This window comes from Enterobacter sp. PL_is511 (assembly GCF_055816065.1).
The window spans coordinates 61,090-81,360 of the sequence record NZ_JBVPGP010000014.1 but is presented as its reverse complement, the minus strand read 5'-3'; the positions used below and the strand labels follow the sequence as shown (position 1 = coordinate 81,360).

General features: G+C 58.6%; 24 protein-coding genes. 22 read left to right on the top strand and 2 right to left on the bottom strand.

All coding sequences use genetic code 11. From position 1 onward, the window contains the following. The first annotated feature begins 63 nt into the window (after positions 1 to 63). Positions 64 to 657: an NAAT family transporter YhgN gene (gene yhgN, locus AC0TN7_RS02365; RefSeq protein ID WP_003861574.1), complete on the top strand. Its 594-nt coding sequence runs from the start codon at positions 64 to 66 to the stop codon at positions 655 to 657. Between the two features lie 64 nt (positions 658 to 721). On the opposite strand, the gene tusA is transcribed toward yhgN, so the two are convergent. Continuing rightward, positions 722 to 964 (bottom strand): sulfurtransferase TusA, encoded by a 243-nt coding sequence (gene tusA / locus AC0TN7_RS02360; protein ID WP_024908884.1) that lies wholly within the window; start codon positions 962 to 964, stop codon positions 722 to 724. Between the two features lie 167 nt (positions 965 to 1,131). Between tusA and AC0TN7_RS02355 the strand changes: the two genes are divergently transcribed. Both AC0TN7_RS02355 and AC0TN7_RS02350 read left to right on the top strand, forming a co-directional pair. After that, positions 1,132 to 1,797 carry a 7-cyano-7-deazaguanine/7-aminomethyl-7-deazaguanine transporter gene (locus tag AC0TN7_RS02355; protein WP_032648297.1) on the top strand — a complete coding sequence of 222 codons (666 nt, stop codon included), beginning with the start codon at positions 1,132 to 1,134 and terminating at the stop codon, positions 1,795 to 1,797. A 72-nt stretch (positions 1,798 to 1,869) separates the two neighbouring features. Beyond that, positions 1,870 to 2,427, top strand: coding sequence for a DcrB family lipoprotein (locus AC0TN7_RS02350; RefSeq protein WP_008503073.1), 558 nt, complete (start codon positions 1,870 to 1,872; stop codon positions 2,425 to 2,427). Positions 2,428 to 2,431: 4 nt separating this feature from the next. On the opposite strand, the gene AC0TN7_RS02345 is transcribed toward AC0TN7_RS02350, so the two are convergent. Further along, positions 2,432 to 3,649: an MFS transporter gene (locus AC0TN7_RS02345; RefSeq protein WP_473701808.1), complete on the bottom strand. Its 1,218-nt coding sequence runs from the start codon at positions 3,647 to 3,649 to the stop codon at positions 2,432 to 2,434. 145 nt (positions 3,650 to 3,794) lie between these two features. Here AC0TN7_RS02345 and AC0TN7_RS02340 point away from each other — a divergent pair, with 145 nt between their 5' ends. From AC0TN7_RS02340 to AC0TN7_RS02250, 19 genes are all read left to right on the top strand, one after another. Next, on the top strand, positions 3,795 to 4,844 hold the full coding sequence (locus AC0TN7_RS02340; RefSeq protein ID WP_024908881.1) for an AI-2E family transporter: 1,050 nt from the start codon (positions 3,795 to 3,797) through the stop codon (positions 4,842 to 4,844). Positions 4,845 to 5,180: 336 nt separating this feature from the next. Further along, the gene (locus AC0TN7_RS02335; protein ID WP_024908880.1) at positions 5,181 to 5,570 is read left to right on the top strand and encodes a lipoprotein; all 390 of its coding nucleotides are present in this window, start codon (positions 5,181 to 5,183) and stop codon (positions 5,568 to 5,570) included. Positions 5,571 to 5,639: 69 nt separating this feature from the next. Next, positions 5,640 to 6,743, top strand: a complete 1,104-nt coding sequence (locus tag AC0TN7_RS02330; RefSeq protein ID WP_473701807.1) for a class I SAM-dependent methyltransferase — start codon at positions 5,640 to 5,642, stop codon at positions 6,741 to 6,743. 30 nt (positions 6,744 to 6,773) lie between these two features. Next, positions 6,774 to 7,496 carry a beta-ketoacyl synthase chain length factor gene (locus tag AC0TN7_RS02325; protein WP_417928038.1) on the top strand — a complete coding sequence of 241 codons (723 nt, stop codon included), beginning with the start codon at positions 6,774 to 6,776 and terminating at the stop codon, positions 7,494 to 7,496. Next, positions 7,493 to 8,308, top strand: a complete 816-nt coding sequence (locus tag AC0TN7_RS02320) for a lysophospholipid acyltransferase family protein (protein WP_417928037.1) — start codon at positions 7,493 to 7,495, stop codon at positions 8,306 to 8,308. The genes AC0TN7_RS02325 and AC0TN7_RS02320 overlap by 4 nt, the downstream gene beginning before the upstream one ends. Beyond that, positions 8,289 to 8,546 carry a phosphopantetheine-binding protein gene (locus AC0TN7_RS02315; RefSeq protein WP_008503081.1) on the top strand — a complete coding sequence of 86 codons (258 nt, stop codon included), beginning with the start codon at positions 8,289 to 8,291 and terminating at the stop codon, positions 8,544 to 8,546. The genes AC0TN7_RS02320 and AC0TN7_RS02315 overlap by 20 nt, the downstream gene beginning before the upstream one ends. A 12-nt stretch (positions 8,547 to 8,558) precedes the next feature. Further along, complete coding sequence (locus AC0TN7_RS02310; RefSeq protein WP_024908875.1) at positions 8,559 to 8,810, top strand: acyl carrier protein; 252 nt, start codon at positions 8,559 to 8,561, stop codon at positions 8,808 to 8,810. A gap of 6 nt (positions 8,811 to 8,816) precedes the next feature. Continuing rightward, positions 8,817 to 9,404, top strand: coding sequence for a COG4648 family protein (locus tag AC0TN7_RS02305; RefSeq protein ID WP_032648291.1), 588 nt, complete (start codon positions 8,817 to 8,819; stop codon positions 9,402 to 9,404). Further along, positions 9,397 to 10,758: an AMP-binding protein gene (locus tag AC0TN7_RS02300; RefSeq protein ID WP_148769379.1), complete on the top strand. Its 1,362-nt coding sequence runs from the start codon at positions 9,397 to 9,399 to the stop codon at positions 10,756 to 10,758. The genes AC0TN7_RS02305 and AC0TN7_RS02300 overlap by 8 nt, the downstream gene beginning before the upstream one ends. After that, positions 10,745 to 11,098: an ApeI family dehydratase gene (locus tag AC0TN7_RS02295; protein ID WP_157189825.1), complete on the top strand. Its 354-nt coding sequence runs from the start codon at positions 10,745 to 10,747 to the stop codon at positions 11,096 to 11,098. The genes AC0TN7_RS02300 and AC0TN7_RS02295 overlap by 14 nt, the downstream gene beginning before the upstream one ends. Continuing rightward, positions 11,089 to 12,780, top strand: a complete 1,692-nt coding sequence (locus tag AC0TN7_RS02290) for a glycosyltransferase family 2 protein (protein WP_473701806.1) — start codon at positions 11,089 to 11,091, stop codon at positions 12,778 to 12,780. Before AC0TN7_RS02295 ends, AC0TN7_RS02290 begins: the two co-directional genes overlap by 10 nt. Positions 12,781 to 12,783: 3 nt before the next feature. After that, positions 12,784 to 13,206 carry an acyl-CoA thioesterase gene (locus AC0TN7_RS02285; RefSeq protein WP_473701805.1) on the top strand — a complete coding sequence of 141 codons (423 nt, stop codon included), beginning with the start codon at positions 12,784 to 12,786 and terminating at the stop codon, positions 13,204 to 13,206. Then, positions 13,203 to 13,808 carry an outer membrane lipoprotein carrier protein LolA gene (locus AC0TN7_RS02280; RefSeq protein WP_024908869.1) on the top strand — a complete coding sequence of 202 codons (606 nt, stop codon included), beginning with the start codon at positions 13,203 to 13,205 and terminating at the stop codon, positions 13,806 to 13,808. The genes AC0TN7_RS02285 and AC0TN7_RS02280 overlap by 4 nt, the downstream gene beginning before the upstream one ends. Beyond that, complete coding sequence (locus tag AC0TN7_RS02275) at positions 13,777 to 16,101, top strand: MMPL family transporter (protein WP_473701804.1); 2,325 nt, start codon at positions 13,777 to 13,779, stop codon at positions 16,099 to 16,101. The genes AC0TN7_RS02280 and AC0TN7_RS02275 overlap by 32 nt, the downstream gene beginning before the upstream one ends. Then, positions 16,098 to 16,676: a DUF3261 domain-containing protein gene (locus AC0TN7_RS02270; RefSeq protein WP_473701803.1), complete on the top strand. Its 579-nt coding sequence runs from the start codon at positions 16,098 to 16,100 to the stop codon at positions 16,674 to 16,676. The genes AC0TN7_RS02275 and AC0TN7_RS02270 overlap by 4 nt, the downstream gene beginning before the upstream one ends. A 1-nt stretch (position 16,677) precedes the next feature. After that, positions 16,678 to 17,847, top strand: a complete 1,170-nt coding sequence (locus tag AC0TN7_RS02265) for a beta-ketoacyl-[acyl-carrier-protein] synthase family protein (protein WP_473701802.1) — start codon at positions 16,678 to 16,680, stop codon at positions 17,845 to 17,847. Beyond that, the gene (locus AC0TN7_RS02260) at positions 17,844 to 18,317 is read left to right on the top strand and encodes a hotdog family protein (RefSeq protein WP_032648277.1); all 474 of its coding nucleotides are present in this window, start codon (positions 17,844 to 17,846) and stop codon (positions 18,315 to 18,317) included. The genes AC0TN7_RS02265 and AC0TN7_RS02260 overlap by 4 nt, the downstream gene beginning before the upstream one ends. Then, positions 18,314 to 19,045, top strand: coding sequence for a 3-ketoacyl-ACP reductase FabG2 (locus AC0TN7_RS02255; protein WP_024908864.1), 732 nt, complete (start codon positions 18,314 to 18,316; stop codon positions 19,043 to 19,045). Before AC0TN7_RS02260 ends, AC0TN7_RS02255 begins: the two co-directional genes overlap by 4 nt. Then, positions 19,042 to 20,271 carry a beta-ketoacyl-ACP synthase gene (locus AC0TN7_RS02250; RefSeq protein WP_248166220.1) on the top strand — a complete coding sequence of 410 codons (1,230 nt, stop codon included), beginning with the start codon at positions 19,042 to 19,044 and terminating at the stop codon, positions 20,269 to 20,271. Before AC0TN7_RS02255 ends, AC0TN7_RS02250 begins: the two co-directional genes overlap by 4 nt.

Genomic DNA, 20,271 nt, shown 5'->3' with positions numbered 1-20,271 from the left:
CCCGACAATCAGAAATACAGCTAATTATCATAATAACCATAGAGAATTTCAGGGATAATTTACATGAGTGAAATCATTTCCGCAGCGGTTTTATTGATTCTGATAATGGATCCACTGGGTAACCTGCCGATCTTCATGTCGGTGCTGAAGCACACCGAGCCGAAGCGCCGCCGGGCGATCATGATCCGCGAGCTGCTCATCGCCCTGCTGGTGATGTTTATCTTCCTGTTTGCCGGGGAAAAGATCCTCGCATTCCTGAACCTGCGCGCCGAAACTGTGTCGATTTCCGGCGGGATTATTCTGTTCCTGATTGCCATTAAGATGATTTTCCCGAGCGCGGAAGGCAGCAGCAGCGGCCTGCCTGCGGGTGAAGAGCCGTTTATTGTGCCGCTGGCGATCCCCCTCGTCGCGGGCCCGACCATTCTGGCCACGCTGATGCTGCTGTCGCATCAGTATCCGAACCAGATGAGTCATCTGGTGATTGCCCTGCTGATCGCCTGGGGCGGGACGTTTATTATCCTGCTGCAGTCGTCCCTGTTCCTGCGCCTGCTGGGTGAGAAAGGGGTGAACGCGCTGGAGCGCCTGATGGGGCTGATTCTGGTCATGATGGCGACGCAGATGTTCCTGGACGGGATCCGGGCGTGGATGAAAGGATGACTTTCTCCCTCTCCCCGTGGGAGAGGGCCGGGGTGAGGGCATCAGGCCGCAGAGGACAGCCCATCTACCCCTTACGAATCAAATACTGGTACGGCAGCGCCTCGGTCTGCTGTGCCACCAGCTCATGTTCCATAAAGGTACAAAAGCCTGGAATATCGCGGGTTGTGGCCGGGTCATCGGCAATAATCAACAGCGTTTCACCGGTCTGCATATTGCGCACGGTCTTACGTACCATCATTACCGGTTCCGGGCAGCGGAGGCCCTGGGCATCAAGGGTGTGGTCTGGGCTGGAAAACAGGTCGGTCATGATCTTCTCGGTCAGATAAAAACGGCTGTAGTTTACGCCCGGTTGCGATCAATGCAAACCAGGTTAACGATTGCGTAAAAACTAACCATTGCAATGTCCTGCCAAAGCAGTATCATGCTGCGGTTTTTATTGGGTTCCCTCACCCCAACGTATAAAAAGGTCACAATATGACGTCGTTTTCCGAATCTCAGCGCGTAAAAGCGTTGTTCTGGCTTTCGCTTTTCCATTTGCTGGTGATCACCTCCAGCAACTATCTGGTGCAGCTCCCGATCTCCATCTTTGGTTTTCATACCACCTGGGGCGCGTTCAGTTTTCCGTTTATTTTCCTCGCGACCGATTTGACCGTGCGTATCTTTGGCGCACCGCTGGCTCGCCGCATTATTTTTTCGGTCATGCTCCCGGCGCTGTTCATCTCGTACGTGATTTCGTCTCTGTTTTATATGGGAAGCTGGCAGGGCTTTGAGGCGTTAACCCACTTTAACCTGTTTGTCGCCCGTATCGCCGCCGCCAGCTTTATGGCCTACGCGCTGGGGCAGATCCTCGACGTGCACGTGTTTAACCGCCTGCGGCAAAATCACCGCTGGTGGATGGCGCCCACCGCCTCCACGCTGTTCGGTAACGTGAGCGATACTCTGGCCTTCTTCTTCATCGCCTTCTGGCGCAGCCCGGATGCGTTCATGGCCGAACACTGGATGGAAATCGCGCTGGTGGACTACTGCTTCAAGGTCCTCATCAGCATTGTCTTCTTCCTGCCGATGTACGGCGTACTGCTCAATATGCTGCTGAAAAGGCTGGCAGATAAATCTGAAATCACCGCATTGCAGGCAGGTTAAAGGTTAGCTTTATCAGTTGTGATAAGATGAGCGAATGAGCCGTTATGGCCGTTTATCGAAAGGAAGAAGTCAATGCGCAATCTGGTTAAATATGTCGGGATTGGCCTGCTGGTTGTGGGTCTTGCAGCCTGTGATAACAGCGACACGAAAACGCCTGCTCAGGGCGCATCCGCAGAGAGCAACGCGACCGGCCAGCCGGTCAATCTGATGGATGGCAAACTCAGTTTCTCTCTGCCAGCCGATATGACTGACCAGAGCGGCAAGCTGGGCACCCAGGCGAATAACATGCACGTTTACTCCGACGCAACCGGGCAGAAAGCGGTCATTGTAATTGTGGGCGACGACACCAGCGAAGATCTGGCCGTTCTGTCCAAACGTCTGGAAGATCAGCAGCGCGGCCGCGACCCGCAGCTGCAGGTCGTGACCAATAAATCCATCGAGCTGAAAGGTCATAAGCTGCAGCAGCTGGACAGCATCATCTCTGCAAAAGGCCAGACAGCTTACTCCTCTGTCGTGCTGGGCAAGGTCGATAACAAACTGCTGACCCTGCAGATCACCCTGCCAGCGGAAGATCAGCAGAAAGCACAGACGGCTGCTGAAAACATCATTAACACCATCGTGATCCAGTAACGATTCACGATGATGTCGTGGCCTCCGGTGCCTGCACCGGGGGCCATTTTTTTAGCCGCCACGTCAGCAGCAGCGCAATAATCACCAGACCCGCCGCGGCAAGATAGATCACCGGCACGCCTGCCCAGGCCATCACCAGCCCCGCCAGCGGGCCGGTAATGCCTAAAGACATATCCATAAACACCGTATAGGTCGCCAGCGCCGCCCCCTGATTCTGCTGCGGCACGGCTTTTACCGCCACCACGCCCAGCGCCGGGAAGACCAGAGAAAAGCCTGCCCCCGCGAGGAAGACGCCCACTTTCGCGACCCAGGGCACCATCGCTATTCCGGTCAGCAGCAGCCCAACAATCTCTATCGCAAAGCAGATCATCGCCACGTTCAGCCCGCCCAGACGGTTGATGCCGTTAGGGAAAAGCAGGCGCGCGCCAACAAACGCACAGCTGAACAGGGTTAACGCAAAGGCCGCGCCGTCCCAGCCTTTGGCGTCATAGAATAGAGTAATGAAGGTGGCTATCACGCCGAAGCCAGTTGTCGCCAGCGCCAGGGCCATGCCGTACGGCCAGACGCGCCCCAGCACCGCCCGAAACGGCAGTGGCTTGCCTTTGCTGGCCTTCACCTTCGGGCGCGGCAGCGCCAAAAGGATCGCCAGCAGCGCGACCGCCATAATGGTGATGGCCAGCCCATGCAGCCCGCCCAGCGCATAGCAGGCCACGCCGAGCGGCGCACCGAGCGCCATCGCACCGTAGGTGACAATCCCGTTCCAGGAGATCACCCGGCCAATGTGCGGCGCGCCGACAACCCCCACGCCCCACAGCGTCGAGCCGGTTCCCGCCAGACTTTGCCCAATGCCCAGAATGACGCGCCCCAGGCAGAGCAGCGCCAGGCTGACCAGCGGCCAGTGGCTGGTTGCGGCAGCCAGAAGATAGCTCAGGCCGCTGAGGAAGCAGCCGCACAATCCCACCACCACGATGCTTTTTGGACCGAACGTGTCCGCGTAGCGCCCGGCATGCGGGCGGCTGAGGAGCGTGGCGAAATACTGCAGGCTAATCACCAGCCCCGCCCAGAAGGCGCTGAAGCCCATCACGTCATGGACATAGCCCGGCAGGACCGCCAGCGGCAGCCCGATGGTCAGATAGCTGGCAAAGTTGAAAATCACAACGGAAACGATGCGCAGATTGAGGCGCAGTCCGCTCAGTACCGGTTCAGCGGCAGGTTCGGGCATGGGGTTCTACCTGGATTTTTTACAACAGTGTTTCACTATTACCACGCCCCAATAAGAAAATCAGCACCGACTTTCAGATTAACGGTGCCAGACGAAGCGAAGCCCGGGCACTACACTTACCGGGTCATCATATTAAGGAACACGCATGATCGCTAACCCGTCCGACAAAGCAGGGCTCCATATCTTATTAAAACTCGCCTGTCTGGTGGTTATCCTTGCGGGTATCCACGCTGCCGCTGACATTATTGTCCAGCTCCTGCTGGCGCTCTTTTTTGCCATTGTGCTTAATCCGCTGGTCACCTGGTTTTTACGCCGGGGCGTCAGCCGTCCGGTCGCCATCACCATCGTCGTCATCGTGATGCTGATTGCCCTGACAGCGCTCTTTGGCGTGCTGGCGGCCTCGCTGAGCGAATTCTCCACCATGCTGCCGCAGTACAACAAAGAGCTGACGCGTAAGATTGTGGCGCTGCAGGAGATGGTGCCCTTCCTTAATCTGCATATCTCACCCGAACGGATGCTGCGCCGGATGGATTCAGAGAAAGTTATGACCTACGCCACCACCTTGATGACAGGGCTTTCCGGCGCGATGGCCAGCATTCTGCTGCTGGTCATGACGGTGGTGTTTATGCTGTTCGAAGTCCGCCACGTCCCCTATAAGCTGCGCTTTGCATTAAATAATCCACAAATTCATATTGCTGGATTACATCGGGCACTGAAGGGCGTTTCCAAATATCTGGCGCTGAAAACGCTGCTGAGCGTCTGGACGGGAATCATTGTCTGGCTGGGGCTGATGCTGATGGACGTGCAGTTCGCGCTGATGTGGGGCGTGCTGGCGTTTCTGCTCAACTACGTGCCCAATATTGGCGCGGTGCTTTCCGCCGTGCCGCCGATGATTCAGGCGTTCCTGTTTAACGGTTTTTACGAATGCATGCTGGTCGGCGCGCTGTTCCTCGTCGTGCATATGGTGCTGGGCAATATTCTTGAGCCGCGCATGATGGGACACCGGCTGGGCATGTCGACGCTGGTGGTGTTTTTATCCTTACTGATTTGGGGATGGTTGCTGGGCCCGGTCGGGATGCTGCTGTCGGTCCCCCTGACCAGCGTGTGTAAAATCTGGATGGAAACCACCAAAGGCGGAAGCAAGCTGGCGATCCTGCTCGGCCCGGGGAGGCCGAAAAGCCGGCTACCCGGGTAACCGGCCTACCTGTACAGGTAGGTTTAAAGCGTCAGTAATACACCGTAAATTACCGCGTCCCTAATCCGTCGCGGTATTTTTATTTGCGTTAAGGCGATATTCACTCTGTCTTTATTTACTCCACGCGCATTATGTTGAAACGCAATCCATGATTTAACGCAAATTATAAAAAATGAAATTCTTATTTATTTTCCATGTTATTATGCCCGCCTTCGCGTCAACGCAATGCAAACATTAATATTGATTAAAAATACATCTGGCGGTCAAAAAAAGCCGGATGCGTATTATTTGTAAAAAACACTACCTTTAATTGTTATTATTGATATGGAGTTGTTGATGAAAAAGATCGTTAAATGGTGTACTGCTGCCGTATTCGTGGGTGCACTGGCAGGCTGTGCGCGTACCGCCCCAATCGCTCAGGTTCACTCTATTGTCAGCGCGGGTCATACTGCCGATCAGGTAAAAACGGCAATTTTGAAAGCAGGCCAAAAGCGTGACTGGATCATGACGGAAGCGGGTCCTGGGGTGATTAAGGGACGTCTGCAGTCACGCGATCACTCGGTCCAGGTGAGTATTCCGTACACGGCAACAAGCTATTCAATCAACTATGAAAACAGCCTTAACCTGAAAGCGGCAGACGGTAAAATTCACAAGAATTATAACCGCTGGGTGAATAACCTCGACCACGATATTCAGCTGAACCTCTCCGCTGGCGCCGCGCTGTAATATTTTTCTAAAGTCGGGCCGCGTATGGCCCGATAACCTCTCTTTATTGCCCTAAAAGGTTACGCAGTAATGTACGAAAAGGACACACTCAGCGCACTGGATGCCATTACCGAAGCGCAACGCATCGCCTTTGCCCCGATGTTATTCCAGACTGCGCTTTGTCTGCGTAACTCTGGCGTTCTCGCCTGGCTCGATAAACAAGGCAAAGAGGGAGCTACCCTCGAGGAAATAACCGAAAACAGCACCCTGAGTAGCTATGGTGTTAGCGTCCTGCTGGATATGGGATTAAGCGGACGCATCGTTACCCAACAGGATGGACGTTATTTTCTGGCAAAAGTGGGACATTTTTTACTGCACGACGCAATGACCCGCGTAAATATGGATTTCACTCAGGACGTTTGTTATCAGGGGCTATTTCACCTGGCGGACGCCCTGCAGGAAGAAAAGCCGGCCGGATTAGCCGTGTTTGGCGACTGGCCAACCATCTACCCGGCATTATCCCAATTACCGGCTCCGGCGAAAGAGAGCTGGTTCGCCTTTGATCATTACTATTCTGACGCCGCTTTTGACGCTGCGTTACCATATATATTCGCAAGCTCGCCGACAAAATTGTACGATGTGGGCGGAAATACGGGTAAATGGTCGTTACGCTGCTGCCGCTATGACGAAAATGTTGCCGTGACGATCCTCGATCTGCCGCAGCAGATAGCGCTGGCGCAGGAAAACATCGCAAAAGCAGGTTTTTCTCATCGTATTGCATTCCATGCTGTCGATATGCTTAGCCCTGCAGCATTGCCGGGTGACGCCGACGTCTGGTGGATGAGCCAGTTCCTGGATTGTTTCTCTCCGGATCAGATTGTCGCCATGCTGACGCGCGTCGCACAGGTCATGAAGCCAGGCGCACGTTTGTGCATCATGGAGCTTTTCTGGGATGCCCAGAAGTTTGAAGCGGCCTCCTTCAGCCTGAATGCCACCTCGCTCTATTTCACCTGTATGGCGAATGGTAATAGCCGGTTTTACAGCGTAGAGAAGTTTTATCGCTACCTGGAGAGCGCAGGTTTCAGCGTTGAACAGCGGCTGGACAACCTTGGGGTCGGTCATACCCTGCTGATATGCACCAAACGTGAACAACAGAGCAGCGTAGCTGCCCGGGTGGCCCAGCCTGCCCTTTGAATACGGTTTTTTTTTCGCGGACGCGCGTAGATGAAATTTTCACTGAACATTATCGACTGGCAGGCGAGAGCGCCAGGACTCAGCGATGCCACAGAGTGGCAGGCGTGGTCGCGCCTGCAGCTGGCCGTTGACCCAGCGGCCCCGCTTCCCCGGCTGACCGCTTTACCCATGATGACCGCGCGCCGCCTCAATTCAGGCAGTAAGCTGGCGGTGGACATTGGTCTTGCCATGCTGCAAAAGCACGCCATTGATGCCGTCGTCTATTCCAGCCGTCACGGCGAACTGGAGCGCAACTACCGTATTCTGCATGCTCTGGCGACCGGGCAGTCCGTTTCCCCCACCGATTTCGCTATGTCCGTGCATAATTCCGCGGTGGGCAATCTCACGATTACCGCACGCCAGGCCATCGTCTCGTCATCCATCTCAGCCGGACTGGACACCTTCCAGCAGGCCTTATGTGAAGTGCTGAGCCTGCTGCATGCGGGCTATTCCCGCGTCCTGCTGGTCGATTTTGACGGCGCGTTGCCGGAATTTTACCATCCGGCGTTACCGCCGCAGATGCCCACCTGGCCGTACGCGCTGGCGCTGGTGATTGAATCCGGCAACGGATTGCAGTGTGAAACCCGCAGCGGCAGCACGGGTGAAGAACCCACCCTGCCGCAAAGCCTGTTGTTCCTGCAACGCTATCTCAGCGAGGCACGGCAGTTTGTGGTGCCCGGGGAACGTATGCTGTGGCAATGGACACGCACATGAACCGCCTGGCTGCCCGTATCAACTGGTTATGGCGTCTGGTGATGACCGGCTTCTGCTTCGCGCTGTTTGGCGTGGGCGGGCTGCTGCTGTCGCTGGTCTGGTTCAACCTGCTGCTGATCGTCCAGCGCGACCGCGCCAGCCGTCGTCGCCTGGCGCGTCGCAGCATTGCGGCCAGCTTCCGCTTCTTCCTGACCGTTGCTCGCAGCCTCGGAGTACTTGACTATCGCATTCACAATCTTGACGCGCTGCGTAGCGATCGGGGTTGTCTGGTGGTGGCTAACCACCCCACGTTAATTGACTACGTGATTCTGGCGTCGGTGATGCCGGAAACCGACTGTCTGGTGAAGAGCGCGCTGCTGCGCAACCCGTTTGTCAGCGGCGTTATCCGCGCGGCGGATTATCTGATTAACAGCGAAGCCGAGCCCCTACTCACAGCCAGCCAGCAGCGTCTGGCTCAGGGCGACACGCTTTTAATCTTCCCGGAAGGCACGCGTACCCGGTTTGGCGAGGCTATCTCTCTCCAGCGCGGTGCGGCAAATATCGCCGTGCGCTGTAACAGCGATCTGCGGGTGGTGCTGATCCACTGTAGCGAACATCTGCTGGATAAAAAAAGTCACTGGTATGATGTACCGCCAGAAAAACCTGTTTTCACCGTGGATGTCCGCGACCGCGTGAACATCGACGAATTTTACGATGCAACTGAACAAGAACCGGCGCTGGCGGCAAGGCAGTTAAACCGGCATCTACAGCATCGATTAACATCAGGCCTTCAATCTTTGTCAGGAATTAATGATGCAAGCGCTTTATCTTGAAATTAAGAATCTCATTATCACCACGCTGAATCTGGACGAGCTTACCGCAGAGGATATTGATACCGATGCCGCGCTGTTTGGCGATGGGCTGGGTCTCGACTCTATCGACGCGCTGGAACTGGGGCTGGCCGTGAAAAACCAGTATGGCGTGGTGCTTTCCGCCGAAAGCGAAGAGATGCGCCAGCACTTCTTTTCCGTCGCCACGCTGGCGTCCTTTATCAACGCTCAACGCGCCTGAGATGTGATCACGATGACCGAACAAGAAACCATTTATCAGGAAGTCTGTGGCCTTTTGACCAAGCTCTTTGAAATCGACCCGCAGGATATTACGCCCGAAGCCCGTCTTTACGAAGACCTGGAGCTGGACAGCATTGATGCGGTGGACATGATTGTTCATCTGCAGAAAAAAACGGGCAAGAAAATCAAGCCGGAAACCTTCAAATCGGTTCGTACCGTTCAGGATGTGGTAGACGCCGTCGAACAGCTTCTGCGCGAAGAGTAAGACATTGTGCGTGGTGGACGGACGTTCCCGGTCATCCCACTGCTGACGGGGCTGATGCTGCTGGCGTGGCCCTTCCTCATTGGATTTGGGCTGACGCACAACAGCCTGCAATGGCTGTTACCGGTGATGGCACTGGTATTGCTGCTGCGGCTGCGTCAGGCGCAGCGAAACACCGGCCCGATGCGGTACGTGGTGCAGTGTGTTGCGCTGGCGGGCATCGTGCTCTGCGCGGCCAGCTATCTGCTGAAAACCCATCAGTGGCTGCTGCTCTACCCGGTGGTCGTCAACCTGGTGATGCTGGCCGTGTTCGGGGGTTCGCTGTGGACCGCGATGCCACTTGTCGAGCGACTGGCGCGCTTGCGCGAGCCAGATTTGCCCCCGGAGGGCGTGCGCTATACCCGCAGGGTGACTCTCGTCTGGTGCGGCTTTTTCATCGGTAACGGCGCGATGGCGCTGTTCACCGTCCTCCACGGCGACATGCATCTGTGGACGCTGTGGAACGGTATGGTGGCTTACATCCTGATGGGGACGCTGATGGCGACAGAGTGGCTGGTGCGCCAGCGGGTGATAAAAAAAGAGATGCACAATGACTAACCCCCTTCCACTGGGCCAGTGGTTAAACGCGCCGCGCCCTGACGATACGCCCGTTGCCTGGCTTGACGATCGTACCTGGACGCTGGGCCAGCTGCGCCACGACGTGACCTTACTGGTCGACACCCTGCGTCAGCAGGAAGGCGAGCGCTGGGCGCTGTGCTTTGAAAATAGCTACCTGTTTATTGTTGCGCTGCTGGCCTCGCTGCATGCCGGTAAAACACCGGTCATTCCCGGCCATAGCCGCGTCTCACAGCTTGAAGAACAGCAGGCGTTGTTTAGTGGCGTTCTGAGCGATCGGACTCTCGCTTTCCATGGGAAGCTGATTGTGGTGGCCTCCCACCATCAGACAGTTAACCACTGGGCGCCCCTGCCGGAGATTGACGAAAGCCGCTTCGTAGAGCTGTTCACCTCCGGCTCCACGGGTACCCCGCGCCGGGTGATTAAGCACATCGTCAGTCTGGATCGCGAGGCCCGTCTGCTGGCTGACCGCTTCGGCGAGCGTCTGGCCGGATGCAGCGTTGTCGCCTCGGTCGTACCGCAACACCTGTACGGTCTGACATTCCGCATCGTATTGCCGATGGCGCTGGGTCTGCCGCTGCATGCCGCGATGCTCTATTACGCAGAACAGCTGGCCGCCCTTCCTCATGACAGGCTTTACCTGTTCATCAGCAGCCCGGCGTTCCTGAAGCGCCTGGATACCGAGCTGGCCGCGCCGCCCGTCAGGATGCTGATTTCCGCAGGCGGAATGCTGCCCTGGTGTGACGTCGCCACCACCGCTGGCTGGCTTAACATCTGCCCGGATGAAATTTATGGCAGTACCGAAACCGGGATCCTTGCCTGGCGCCATCGCCAGCAGGATAACGTCCCGTGGCTGGCGTTCCCCGGCGTGATCTTCCATCTGGAAGATGAAGCCTGTCGCGTCACGTCGCCACTGATCCATGAGGCTGAAGGACTCCAGCTGGACGATATCCTCCACTTCGATAGCGAGGGGCTGTTCAGCATCGCCGGTCGTCGCGGGCGGGTGGTCAAAATTGAAGAAAAGCGCATCTCGCTTAACGAGATCGAACGTCGCCTGCTGGAGCTCGACGGCATTTGCGAAGCGGCTGTACTGCCGGTCACGCGCGGAGGCCGTCAGGGGATTGGTGCACTGCTGGTCCTGGACGAAGCGGTTCGTCAGCGCGGGTATATGCAGGATAAAAAAGCGCAGGAGTTCGCCTGGCGTCGCGCCCTGCTGCCGTGGCTTGAGCCGGTCGCCGTTCCACGCTACTGGCGTATTGTCGATGAAATGCCGGTAAACAGTATGAACAAGCGTGTCTATGCGCAGTTAGAGGAGTTGTTTCATGAAAATTCATGAAATTGAGCGCCACCAGACACAGCCGGAGAAGCTGGAAATCATTTTGCATCTCGACGCGGCCCTGTTCTGGTTTCAGGGCCATTTTGCCGTACAACCGCTACTGCCCGGCGTTGCACAGCTTGACTGGGTGATGCACTACGCCACGACATTACTGGCACCGGGCTACCGCTTTCACAGCATTCAAAACGTGAAGTTCCAGGCGCCTCTGCTGCCGGAAACCACGGTCACGCTGGTGCTTGAGTGGCATGCCGAACGTCAGATGCTGACCTTCAGCTACCAGCGTCACGCCGGGGATGAGCGCCATACCGCCAGCAGCGGAAAGATTCGTCTATGTCAGTAATCTTTCGCCCCTGCGTTCTAATCCCGTGCTACAACCACGGCGCCATGATCGCCAGCGTGCTGTCGCGTCTCGCACCGTTCGGCCTGCCGTGCCTGGTGGTGGATGACGGCAGCGAAGCTGTCACCCGTCAGGAGCTCGAACGCCTGGCGGCGGCGGAGCCACAGATGACGCTGGTCCGTCTGGCGCAAAACGCCGGGAAAGGTGCCGCGGTCATCAGGGGGCTGGAGGAGTGCGCGCGCGCGGGCTATACCCACGCCGTGCAGGTGGACGCGGACGGCCAGCACGCCATCGAAGATATCCCCAAACTGCTGGCGCTGGCAGAGCGCCACCCGGACGCGCTGATTTCCGGCCAGCCCATTTACGATGATTCCATTCCACGCTCGCGACTCTACGGTCGCTGGGTAACCCACGTCTGGGTGTGGATTGAGACCTTATCCCTGCAGCTTAAAGACAGCATGTGCGGCTTTCGGGTCTACCCGGTCTCGCCCACGCTGCGGCTGGCAGCGCGTGAGCCGCTCGGTAAACGCATGGACTTTGACACCGAAGTGATGGTCCGTCTCTACTGGCAGGGCAACACCAGCGTCTTTCTGCCCACCCGCGTCACCTATCCGAAGGACGGGTTGTCCCACTTCGATGCGTTAAAAGATAACGTGCGGATCTCCCTGATGCATACCCGACTCTTCTTCGGCATGCTGCCCCGCATGCCCGGCCTGCTTTTCCGTCGACGCCGCCAGCACTGGGCGCAGCAGGACGAAGTCAAGGGTCTGTGGGGGATGCGCCTGATGCTGCGCGTCTGGCAACTGCTGGGGCGGCGGGCCTTTGCCGTGCTGCTGTGGCCGGTGATCGGCGTGTACTGGCTTATCGCGCGTCCGGCGCGGCAGGCCTCGCGGCAGTGGATTGCGAGAGTGAAGCAAGAACTGCGTCAGCGGAGCATGCCTGTTCCCTCACGGCTCAACAGTTTTTTCCATTTTATGCGCTTCGGAAACGCGATGCTGGATAAAGTCGCCAGCTGGCGCGGTGAGCTGAAGTTTGAGCGCGACGTGGTCTTTGCTCCTGGCGCGAGCGAAGCGCTAGATATCGCGGCACCGCAGGGCAAGCTCCTGCTCGCCTCGCACCTTGGCGACGTAGAAGCCTGCCGGGCGCTGGCTCAGCTGGAAGAGAGCAAAACCATCAACGCCCTGGTTTTCAGCGAGAACGCCCAGCGCTTTAAGCAAATCATGAGCGAAATGGCGCCCCAGGCCAGCGTAAATTTGATGTCGGTTACCGACATCGGCCCGGACACCGCGATTGCCATCAAAGAGAAGCTTGAGCGCGGAGAGTGGGTCGCGATTGTGGGCGATCGCATCGCGGTGAATCCGCAGCGTGGCGGTGACTGGCGCGTGATCTGGAGTCCGTTCATGGGCCAACCTGCGCCGTTCCCACAGGGGCCGTTTATTCTGGCCTCCATCCTGCGCTGCCCGGTAGTGCTGATTTTCGCTCTGCGCCAGCAGGGGAAGCTCACCCTGCACTGCGAACCGTTTGCCGACCCGCTGCACCTGCCGCGCGGTGAACGCCAGCAGGCGCTGCAGGATATCGTCGATCGCTACGCGCAGCGGCTGGAGCATTACGCCCTCATGTCGCCGCTCGACTGGTTTAATTTTTTCGATTTCTGGCATCTGCCAGAGTCCAGAGAGAAGGAGTAAAGGGTGCTGACCGATCCCCGCTTTACGACTGAAGTCGAGATCACCGTTCCGTTCCACGACGTCGATTTGATGGGCGTGGTCTGGCACGGTAACTATTTCCGCTATTTTGAGATCGCCCGCGAGGCGCTGCTCAATCAGTTTAACTATGGCTATCGCCAGATGAAGGCCTCCGGCTACGTCTGGCCCGTCGTCGATACCCGGGTGAAATACCGCGATGCGGTGACCTTTGAGCAGCGTATTCGCGTCCGCGCGCACATTGAAGAGTATGAAAACCGCCTGCGCATTGCCTATCAAATTTTCGATGCGCAGACCGGCAAACGCACCACCACCGGTTACACCATCCAGGTGGCAGTAGAAGAAGCCACCCGCGAAATGTGCTTTGTGAGCCCGGCAATACTGTTTGAACGAATGGGAGTGACGCCATGAAATGGTTGCCTTTGCTGGCGCTGATCGTCAGCCCGCTGGTCAGCGCCGTGACGCTGGATGAACTGCAGCAGCGCTTCACCGAGCAGCCTGTCGTGCGCGCGCACTTCGAACAGGTTCGCACGATAAAAGATATGCCGCAGCCGCTGCGCTCGCAGGGCGAGATGCTGATCGCCCGCGACAGTGGCCTGCTGTGGGATCAAAAAGCGCCGTTTCCGATGACGCTCCTGCTGGACGACAAGCGGATGGTTCAGGCGATCAACGGCCAGCCGCCGCAGACCATCACTGCCGACAATAATCCGCAGATGTTCCAGTTCAACCACCTTCTGCGGGCCCTGTTCCAGGCCGACCGCAAGGTGCTTGAAGAGAACTTCCGCATCGATTTTAAAGACCAGGGAGCAGGCCGCTGGTCGCTGGTGCTCACGCCAAAAACGACGCCGCTGGACAAGATTTTCGCCACCCTCGATCTGGGCGGCGCGACCTATCTGGAGACGATTCGCCTCAACGACAAACAGGGTGACCGTACCGATATCGCCCTTTCACGCCACCAACTGACGCCCGCCAGCCTGACCGATGACGAACGCCAACGCTTTGCCGCACCGTAAATCCCTGCGCCCGGCGCTGCTGTGGGCCACGCTATGCCTGATCCTGCTGGGCGTGCTGCTGTCGCGGCTGCCCGGCGCGCGGCTGAACAGCAGCGTGCTGGCCATGCTGCCGAAACAGACGCTGGGGGCGATCCCGCCGGCGCTTAACGACGGATTTATGCAGCGTCTCGACCGCCAGCTGGTCTGGCTGGTTAGCCCCGGCAAAGAGCCGGATTCGCGCGTGGCGCAGCAGTGGCTGGCGATGCTGCAAAGCAGTGACGCGCTCAGCGAAGTCAAAGGCCCGATGGACGCCGCCGGGCAAAAAGCCTGGGGAGAGTTCTTCTGGCAGCACCGCAACGGCCTTATCGATCCCGCCACCCGCGCCCGCCTGCAAAACGGCGGAAACGCGCAGGCGCAGTGGATTTTATCTCAGCTCTATTCAGCCTTTTCCGGCGTCAGCGGTAAAGAGCTGCAAAACGATCCCCTGATGCTGATGCGCGGCTCGCAGCTCGCTCTGGCGCAAAACGGCCAGAAGCTGCGGCTGATGGACGGCTGGCTGGTCACAAAAGATGAGGCGGGAAACTACTGGTATCTGCTTCACGGTGAACTGGCGGGCTCGTCATTTGATATGCAGCAGACCCACCGGCTCGTGACGACGCTTAACGCGCTGCAGGAGACGCTCAAAGCCCGTTACCCGCAGGCACAGCTGCTTTCCCGCGGAACCGTGTTTTACAGCGATTACGCCAGCCAGCAGGCCAAACGCGACGTCTCAACGCTGGGCATCGCCACCCTGCTTGGCGTGTTCCTGCTCATCGTGGCGGTGTTCCGCTCTCTGCGTCCGCTGCTGCTGAGCGTGCTCTCGATTGCCATCGGCGCGCTGGCGGGCACGGTGGTAACGCTGCTGCTCTTTGGCGAGCTGCACCTGATGACGCTGGTGATGAGCATGAGCATCATCGGTATTTCAGCCGACTACACGCTCTACTACCTGACCGAACGGATGGTGCACGGCGCGGAGCATTCCCCCTGGCAAAGCCTGGGGAAAGTGCGCAATGCGCTGCTGCTGGCGCTGCTGACGACCGTCGCCGCCTACCTGATAATGATGCTGGCCCCCTTCCCCGGGATCCGCCAGATGGCGGTGTTCGCCGCCGTGGGATTGAGCGCCTCCTGCCTGACGGTGATTTTCTGGCATCCGTGGCTGTGCCGGGGTTTACCGGTGCGCCCGGTTCCGCTGATGGTCCCGATGATGCGCTGGCTGGCCGCCTGGCGACGCAATAAAAAATTGTCCGTTGGTTTACCCGTCGCGCTGGCGCTGCTCTCCGCCGTGGGGATGAGCACCCTGAGGGTGGACGACGACATCGCCCAACTGCAGGCCCTGCCAAAAGATATTCTGGCGCAGGAGAAGGCCATTACCGCCCTGACCGGACAGAGCGTCGATCAGAAATGGTTTGTGGTCCATGGCGCCTCGCCTCAGCAAACGCTGGAGCGGCTGGAAGCCTTTACCCCGGCGCTGGCCGAGGCGCAAAAAGCGGGAGAGATCGCCCGCTGGCGTACCCTGCCGCTGAACTCGCTGGCCCGCCAGAAAAGCGATCTTACGCTGCTGCGCGACGCTGCCCCTGCGGTAACGAACGTGCTGCAAAGCGCCGGGCTCAACGCCGTCTCCCCGAATCTCGACGCCATGCCGGTCAGCGTGGACGCGTGGCTTAAAAGCCCGGCCAGCGAAGGCTGGCGTCTGCTCTGGCTGACCCTGCCTGATGGAGAAAGCGGCGTGCTGGTGCCGGTGGACGGCGCGAAAAACAGCGCGCACCTCAGTGCACTGGCCGCGCGCCATGACGGCGTCGTCTGGGTCGATCGCAAAGCCAGCTTTGACAGCCTGTTTGCCCTCTATCGCACGCTGCTGACGGGGCTACTGTTTGCGGCACTGGCAGTGATTGCCTGTGGGGCAATGCTGCGCCTCGGCTGGCGTAAAGGGCTGATAAGCCTGGTACCGTCCGTGCTGTCGCTGAGCTGCGGGCTGGCGGTCCTGGCCGCAACGGGCCATCCGGTGAATCTGTTTTCACTGCTGGCGCTGGTACTGGTGCTCGGCATTGGCATTAACTACACGCTGTTTTTCAGCAACCCGCGCGGTACGCCGCTGACCTCAATGCTGGCGATTACGCTGGCGATGATGACCACGCTGCTGACGCTGGGCATGCTCGTCTTCAGCGCCACCCAGGCCATCAGCAGCTTTGGTATCGTACTGGTGAGCGGTATTTTTACCGCCTTCCTGCTGGCACCGCTGGCGATGCCGGATAAGAAAGAGAGAAAACGTAAATGAACGCTTTTTACCGCGCCGCCGCGCTGGCCGCGGCGCTGCTGCTGGCGGGCTGCAGCCATTCGACCGATACCAAAGAGACGCGTCCCCAGGCCTGGCTCCAGCCGGGAACTAAAGTTACGCTCCCGCCACCCGGCATTAGCCCGACAGTAAGCTCCCAACAGCTGCTGACCGGCAGCTTTAACGGACAATCGCAGTCTCTGCTGGTGATGCTCAACGCGGATGCGCATAAGGTGACGCTGGCCGGACTCTCTTCCGTGGGCATTCGTCTGTTCCTCGCGACGTACGATGAGACCGGTATTAATACCGAACAGTCGATCGTCGTGCCGCAGCTGCCGCCAGCCAGCCAGGTGCTGGCCGACGTGATGCTCAGCCACTGGCCAATTAGCGCCTGGCAGCCACAGTTGCCGAAGGGCTGGACGTTAACGGACAATGGCGATCGACGCGAGCTGCGCAACGCCAGCGGCAAGCTGGTGACGGAGATTGTCTACCTGCAGCGCAAAGGCAAGCGCGAGCCGATCAGCATCGAGCAACACGTATTCAAATACCACATCACCATTCAATATCTGGGTGACTGAGATGATTTATATTTCCGCTGTTGGCATGGTCAACGCGCTGGGCAACTCGCCTGATGAGATTGCCGCGAACCTGACGGCAGGCGTGGCACCGGGGATGCATGCCCGGACCGGCTGGCTGCAGGACTCACCCGAAGCCGTACTGGGCGGCGTGGAAGGCGAGCTGCCGACCATCCCGGACACCTTGTCCGCACACCGCACCCGCAACAACCAGCTGCTGCTGGCCGCGCTGGCGCAGATTCAGTCGACCGTCGACGAGGCCATCGCCCGCGTCGGTCGCGACCGCGTGGCCGTGGTGCTGGGAACCAGTACCTCCGGGCTGGATGAAGGCGATGAGCATGTGCGCCGCATGACCGACGGCGAGACCAGCACGCGCTGGCAGTATCCGCAGCAGGAGCTTGGCGATCCGTCCCGCTTCCTTGCCAACTGGCTTCAGCTCGACGGTCCGGCCTATACGATCTCGACGGCCTGCTCTTCCAGCGCGCGGGCGATGATCGGCGGCAAACGCCTGATCGACGCCGGACTGGTGGATATCGCCATTGTCGGCGGGGCCGATACCCTGAGCCGAATGCCCGTCAACGGTTTTAACAGCCTTGAATCCTTCTCCCCTACGCTCTGCGAGCCGTTCGGTCGCGATCGCCGGGGGATCACCATCGGTGAAGCCGCCGCGCTGATGGTGCTGAGCCGTGAGCCCGCCGATGTGGCGCTGCTCGGGACGGGCGAATCCAGCGATGCTTACCATATTTCCGCTCCTCATCCGCAGGGTGAAGGGGCGATCAGGGCCATCACGCAGGCGCTTAACGAAGCGGGTATGCAGCCGGATGATATCGGCTACATCAACCTGCACGGCACGGCCACGCCGCTCAACGATCAGATTGAATCGCAGGTCGTTCACGATCTCTTCGGGGAAAGCGTGCCGTGCAGCTCAACCAAACACCTTACCGGCCATACGCTGGGCGCTGCCGGCATTACCGAAGCGGCCCTGAGCTGGCTGATTCTGACGCGCAATCTGCCCTTGCCGCCGCAGGACTTCGCCCGCTACGCACCAGACGACACGCTGGCGCCGTGCGGCCTGCTGCACCAGAGTGCCGCTCTGAAAAAACTGGTCATTTTGTCTAATTCGTTCGCGTTTGGCGGCAATAACGCCAGCATTCTGCTGGGGAGAGCGTCATGAGCTACTTATCACCCGTCGACTATTTGCCGCACGATGCGCCAATGATGCTGCTCGAGTCCGTTGAGTGCGTTACGGATGACACGGCGGTATGCCGCGTTGTGGTCGACAGGCAAAGTGTACTGGCGCCGTTTCTGAATGCCGATGGCGATCTGCCGGGCTGGTACGCGCTTGAGCTGATGGCGCAGACCGTCGGCGTCTGGTCAGGCTGGCATCGCCAGCAGCAGGGGCAGGATCATATTGCGCTGGGCATGGTGCTCGGCGCGCGCGAGCTGGTCTGCGCCAGCGGGCGTTTTACGCAAGGTCTGACGCTGGAAATCACCGTAAAACTGCTGATGCAGGACGAACGCTTCGGCAGTTTTGAATGCGCGATTTCCGCTGATGAAGAGACGCTGGCCACGGGCCGGGTCAACACCTTTCAGCCGAGCGCAGAAGAATTAACCTCGCTTTTTAATCAGGGATCTAACGCATGAGTCGTTCCGTACTGGTCACAGGGGCCAGCAAAGGCATAGGGCGCGCCATCGCCCGCCAGCTCGCCGCCGACGGGTTTACCGTAGGCGTGCATTACCATCGTGATGCCGCAGGCGCGCAGGAGACGCTGGACGCCATCACGCAGGCGGGTGGCAACGGTCGTTTACTCGCCTTTGATGTGGGCAACCGCGAACAGTGCCGCGAGGTGCTGGAGCAGGACATTGAAGCCCATGGCGCATGGTATGGCGTGGTCAGCAACGCCGGTATCACCCGCGATGGCGCCTTTCCGGCATTGAGTGAAGACGACTGGGACAGCGTGATCCACACCAATCTCGACAGTTTTTATAACGTCATTCACCCCTGCGTTATGCCGATGATTGGCACCCGTAAAGGGGGACGTATTATCACCTTATCGTCCGTATCCGGCGTGATGGGCAACCGCGGGCAGGTGAACTATAGCGCGGCAAAAGCGGGCATTATCGGTGCCACCAAAGCGCTGGCGATTGAGCTGGCAAAACGCAAAATCACCGTGAACTGCATTGCCCCGGGGCTGATTGATACCGGCATGATTGAGATGGAAGAGGCCGCGCTGAAAGAAGCGATGTCCATCATTCCAATGAAACGCATGGGCCAGGCTGAGGAGGTCGCCGGGCTGGCAAGCTATCTGATGTCAGATATTGCGGGCTACGTCACCCGCCAGGTCATTTCCATTAACGGAGGAATGCTATGACGCGTCGCGTGGTGATTACGGGCATGGGCGGCGTGACCGCCTTTGGCGAAAACTGGCAATCCGTGTCCAGCAGACTGCTGGCGTATGAAAACGCGGTGCGTAAAATGCCGGAATGGCAGGTGTATGATGGCCTGCACACCCTGCTGGGTGCGCCGATCGATGATTTCACGCTGCCGGAACACTATACCCGCAAGCGTATTCGCGCCATGGGCCGGGTGTCGTTGATGTCGACCCGCGCCACCGAGCTGGCGCTGGAGCAGGCGGGATTGATTGGCGAAGCGGTACTCACCAACGGGCAAACCGGTATCGCCTACGGTTCTTCTACAGGCAGTACCGGACCGGTCAGCGAATTCGCGACCATGCTCACCGAAAAGCACACCAATAACATCACCGGGACAACCTACGTGCAGATGATGCCGCACACGACCGCGGTGAATACCGGCCTGTTCTTTGGGCTACGTGGCCGCGTCATCCCGACGTCGAGCGCCTGTACGTCCGGCAGCCAGGCGATTGGCTATGCCTGGGAGGCGATTCGCCACGGCTACCAGACCGTTATGGTTGCGGGGGGCGCTGAGGAGCTGTGCCCGTCTGAAGCGGCGGTGTTTGACACGCTGTTTGCCACCAGCCAGCGTAACGACGAACCCAAAACCACCCCTTCACCGTTCGATACGCAACGGGATGGTCTGGTGATTGGAGAAGGCGCAGGTACCCTGATACTCGAAGAGCTGGAGCATGCCAAAGCGCGCGGAGCCAGGATCTACGGCGAAATCGTGGGCTTTGCCACTAACTGTGACGCGGCCCATATCACCCAGCCTCAGCGTGAAACCATGCAGATTTGCATGGAGCAGTCGCTGGCCATGGCGGGATTAAACGCCCTGGATATGGGGTATATCTCCGCGCACGGTACCGCCACCGATCGCGGTGATATTGCAGAAAGTCAGGCCACTGCCGCTATCTATGGTGACAACGTGCCGGTTTCCTCGCTGAAGAGCTATTTTGGCCATACGTTAGGGGCCTGCGGCGCGCTGGAAGCGTGGATGAGCTTGCAGATGATGCGTGAAGGCTGGTTTGCCCCGACGCTCAATTTAACGCACCCGGATGAGCAATGCGGTGCTTTAGATTATATTATGGGGGAAGCCCGCCAGATCGATTGCGAGTATCTGCAGAGCAATAACTTCGCGTTTGGCGGCATCAACACCTCGATTATCATTAAACGCTGGGCGTAA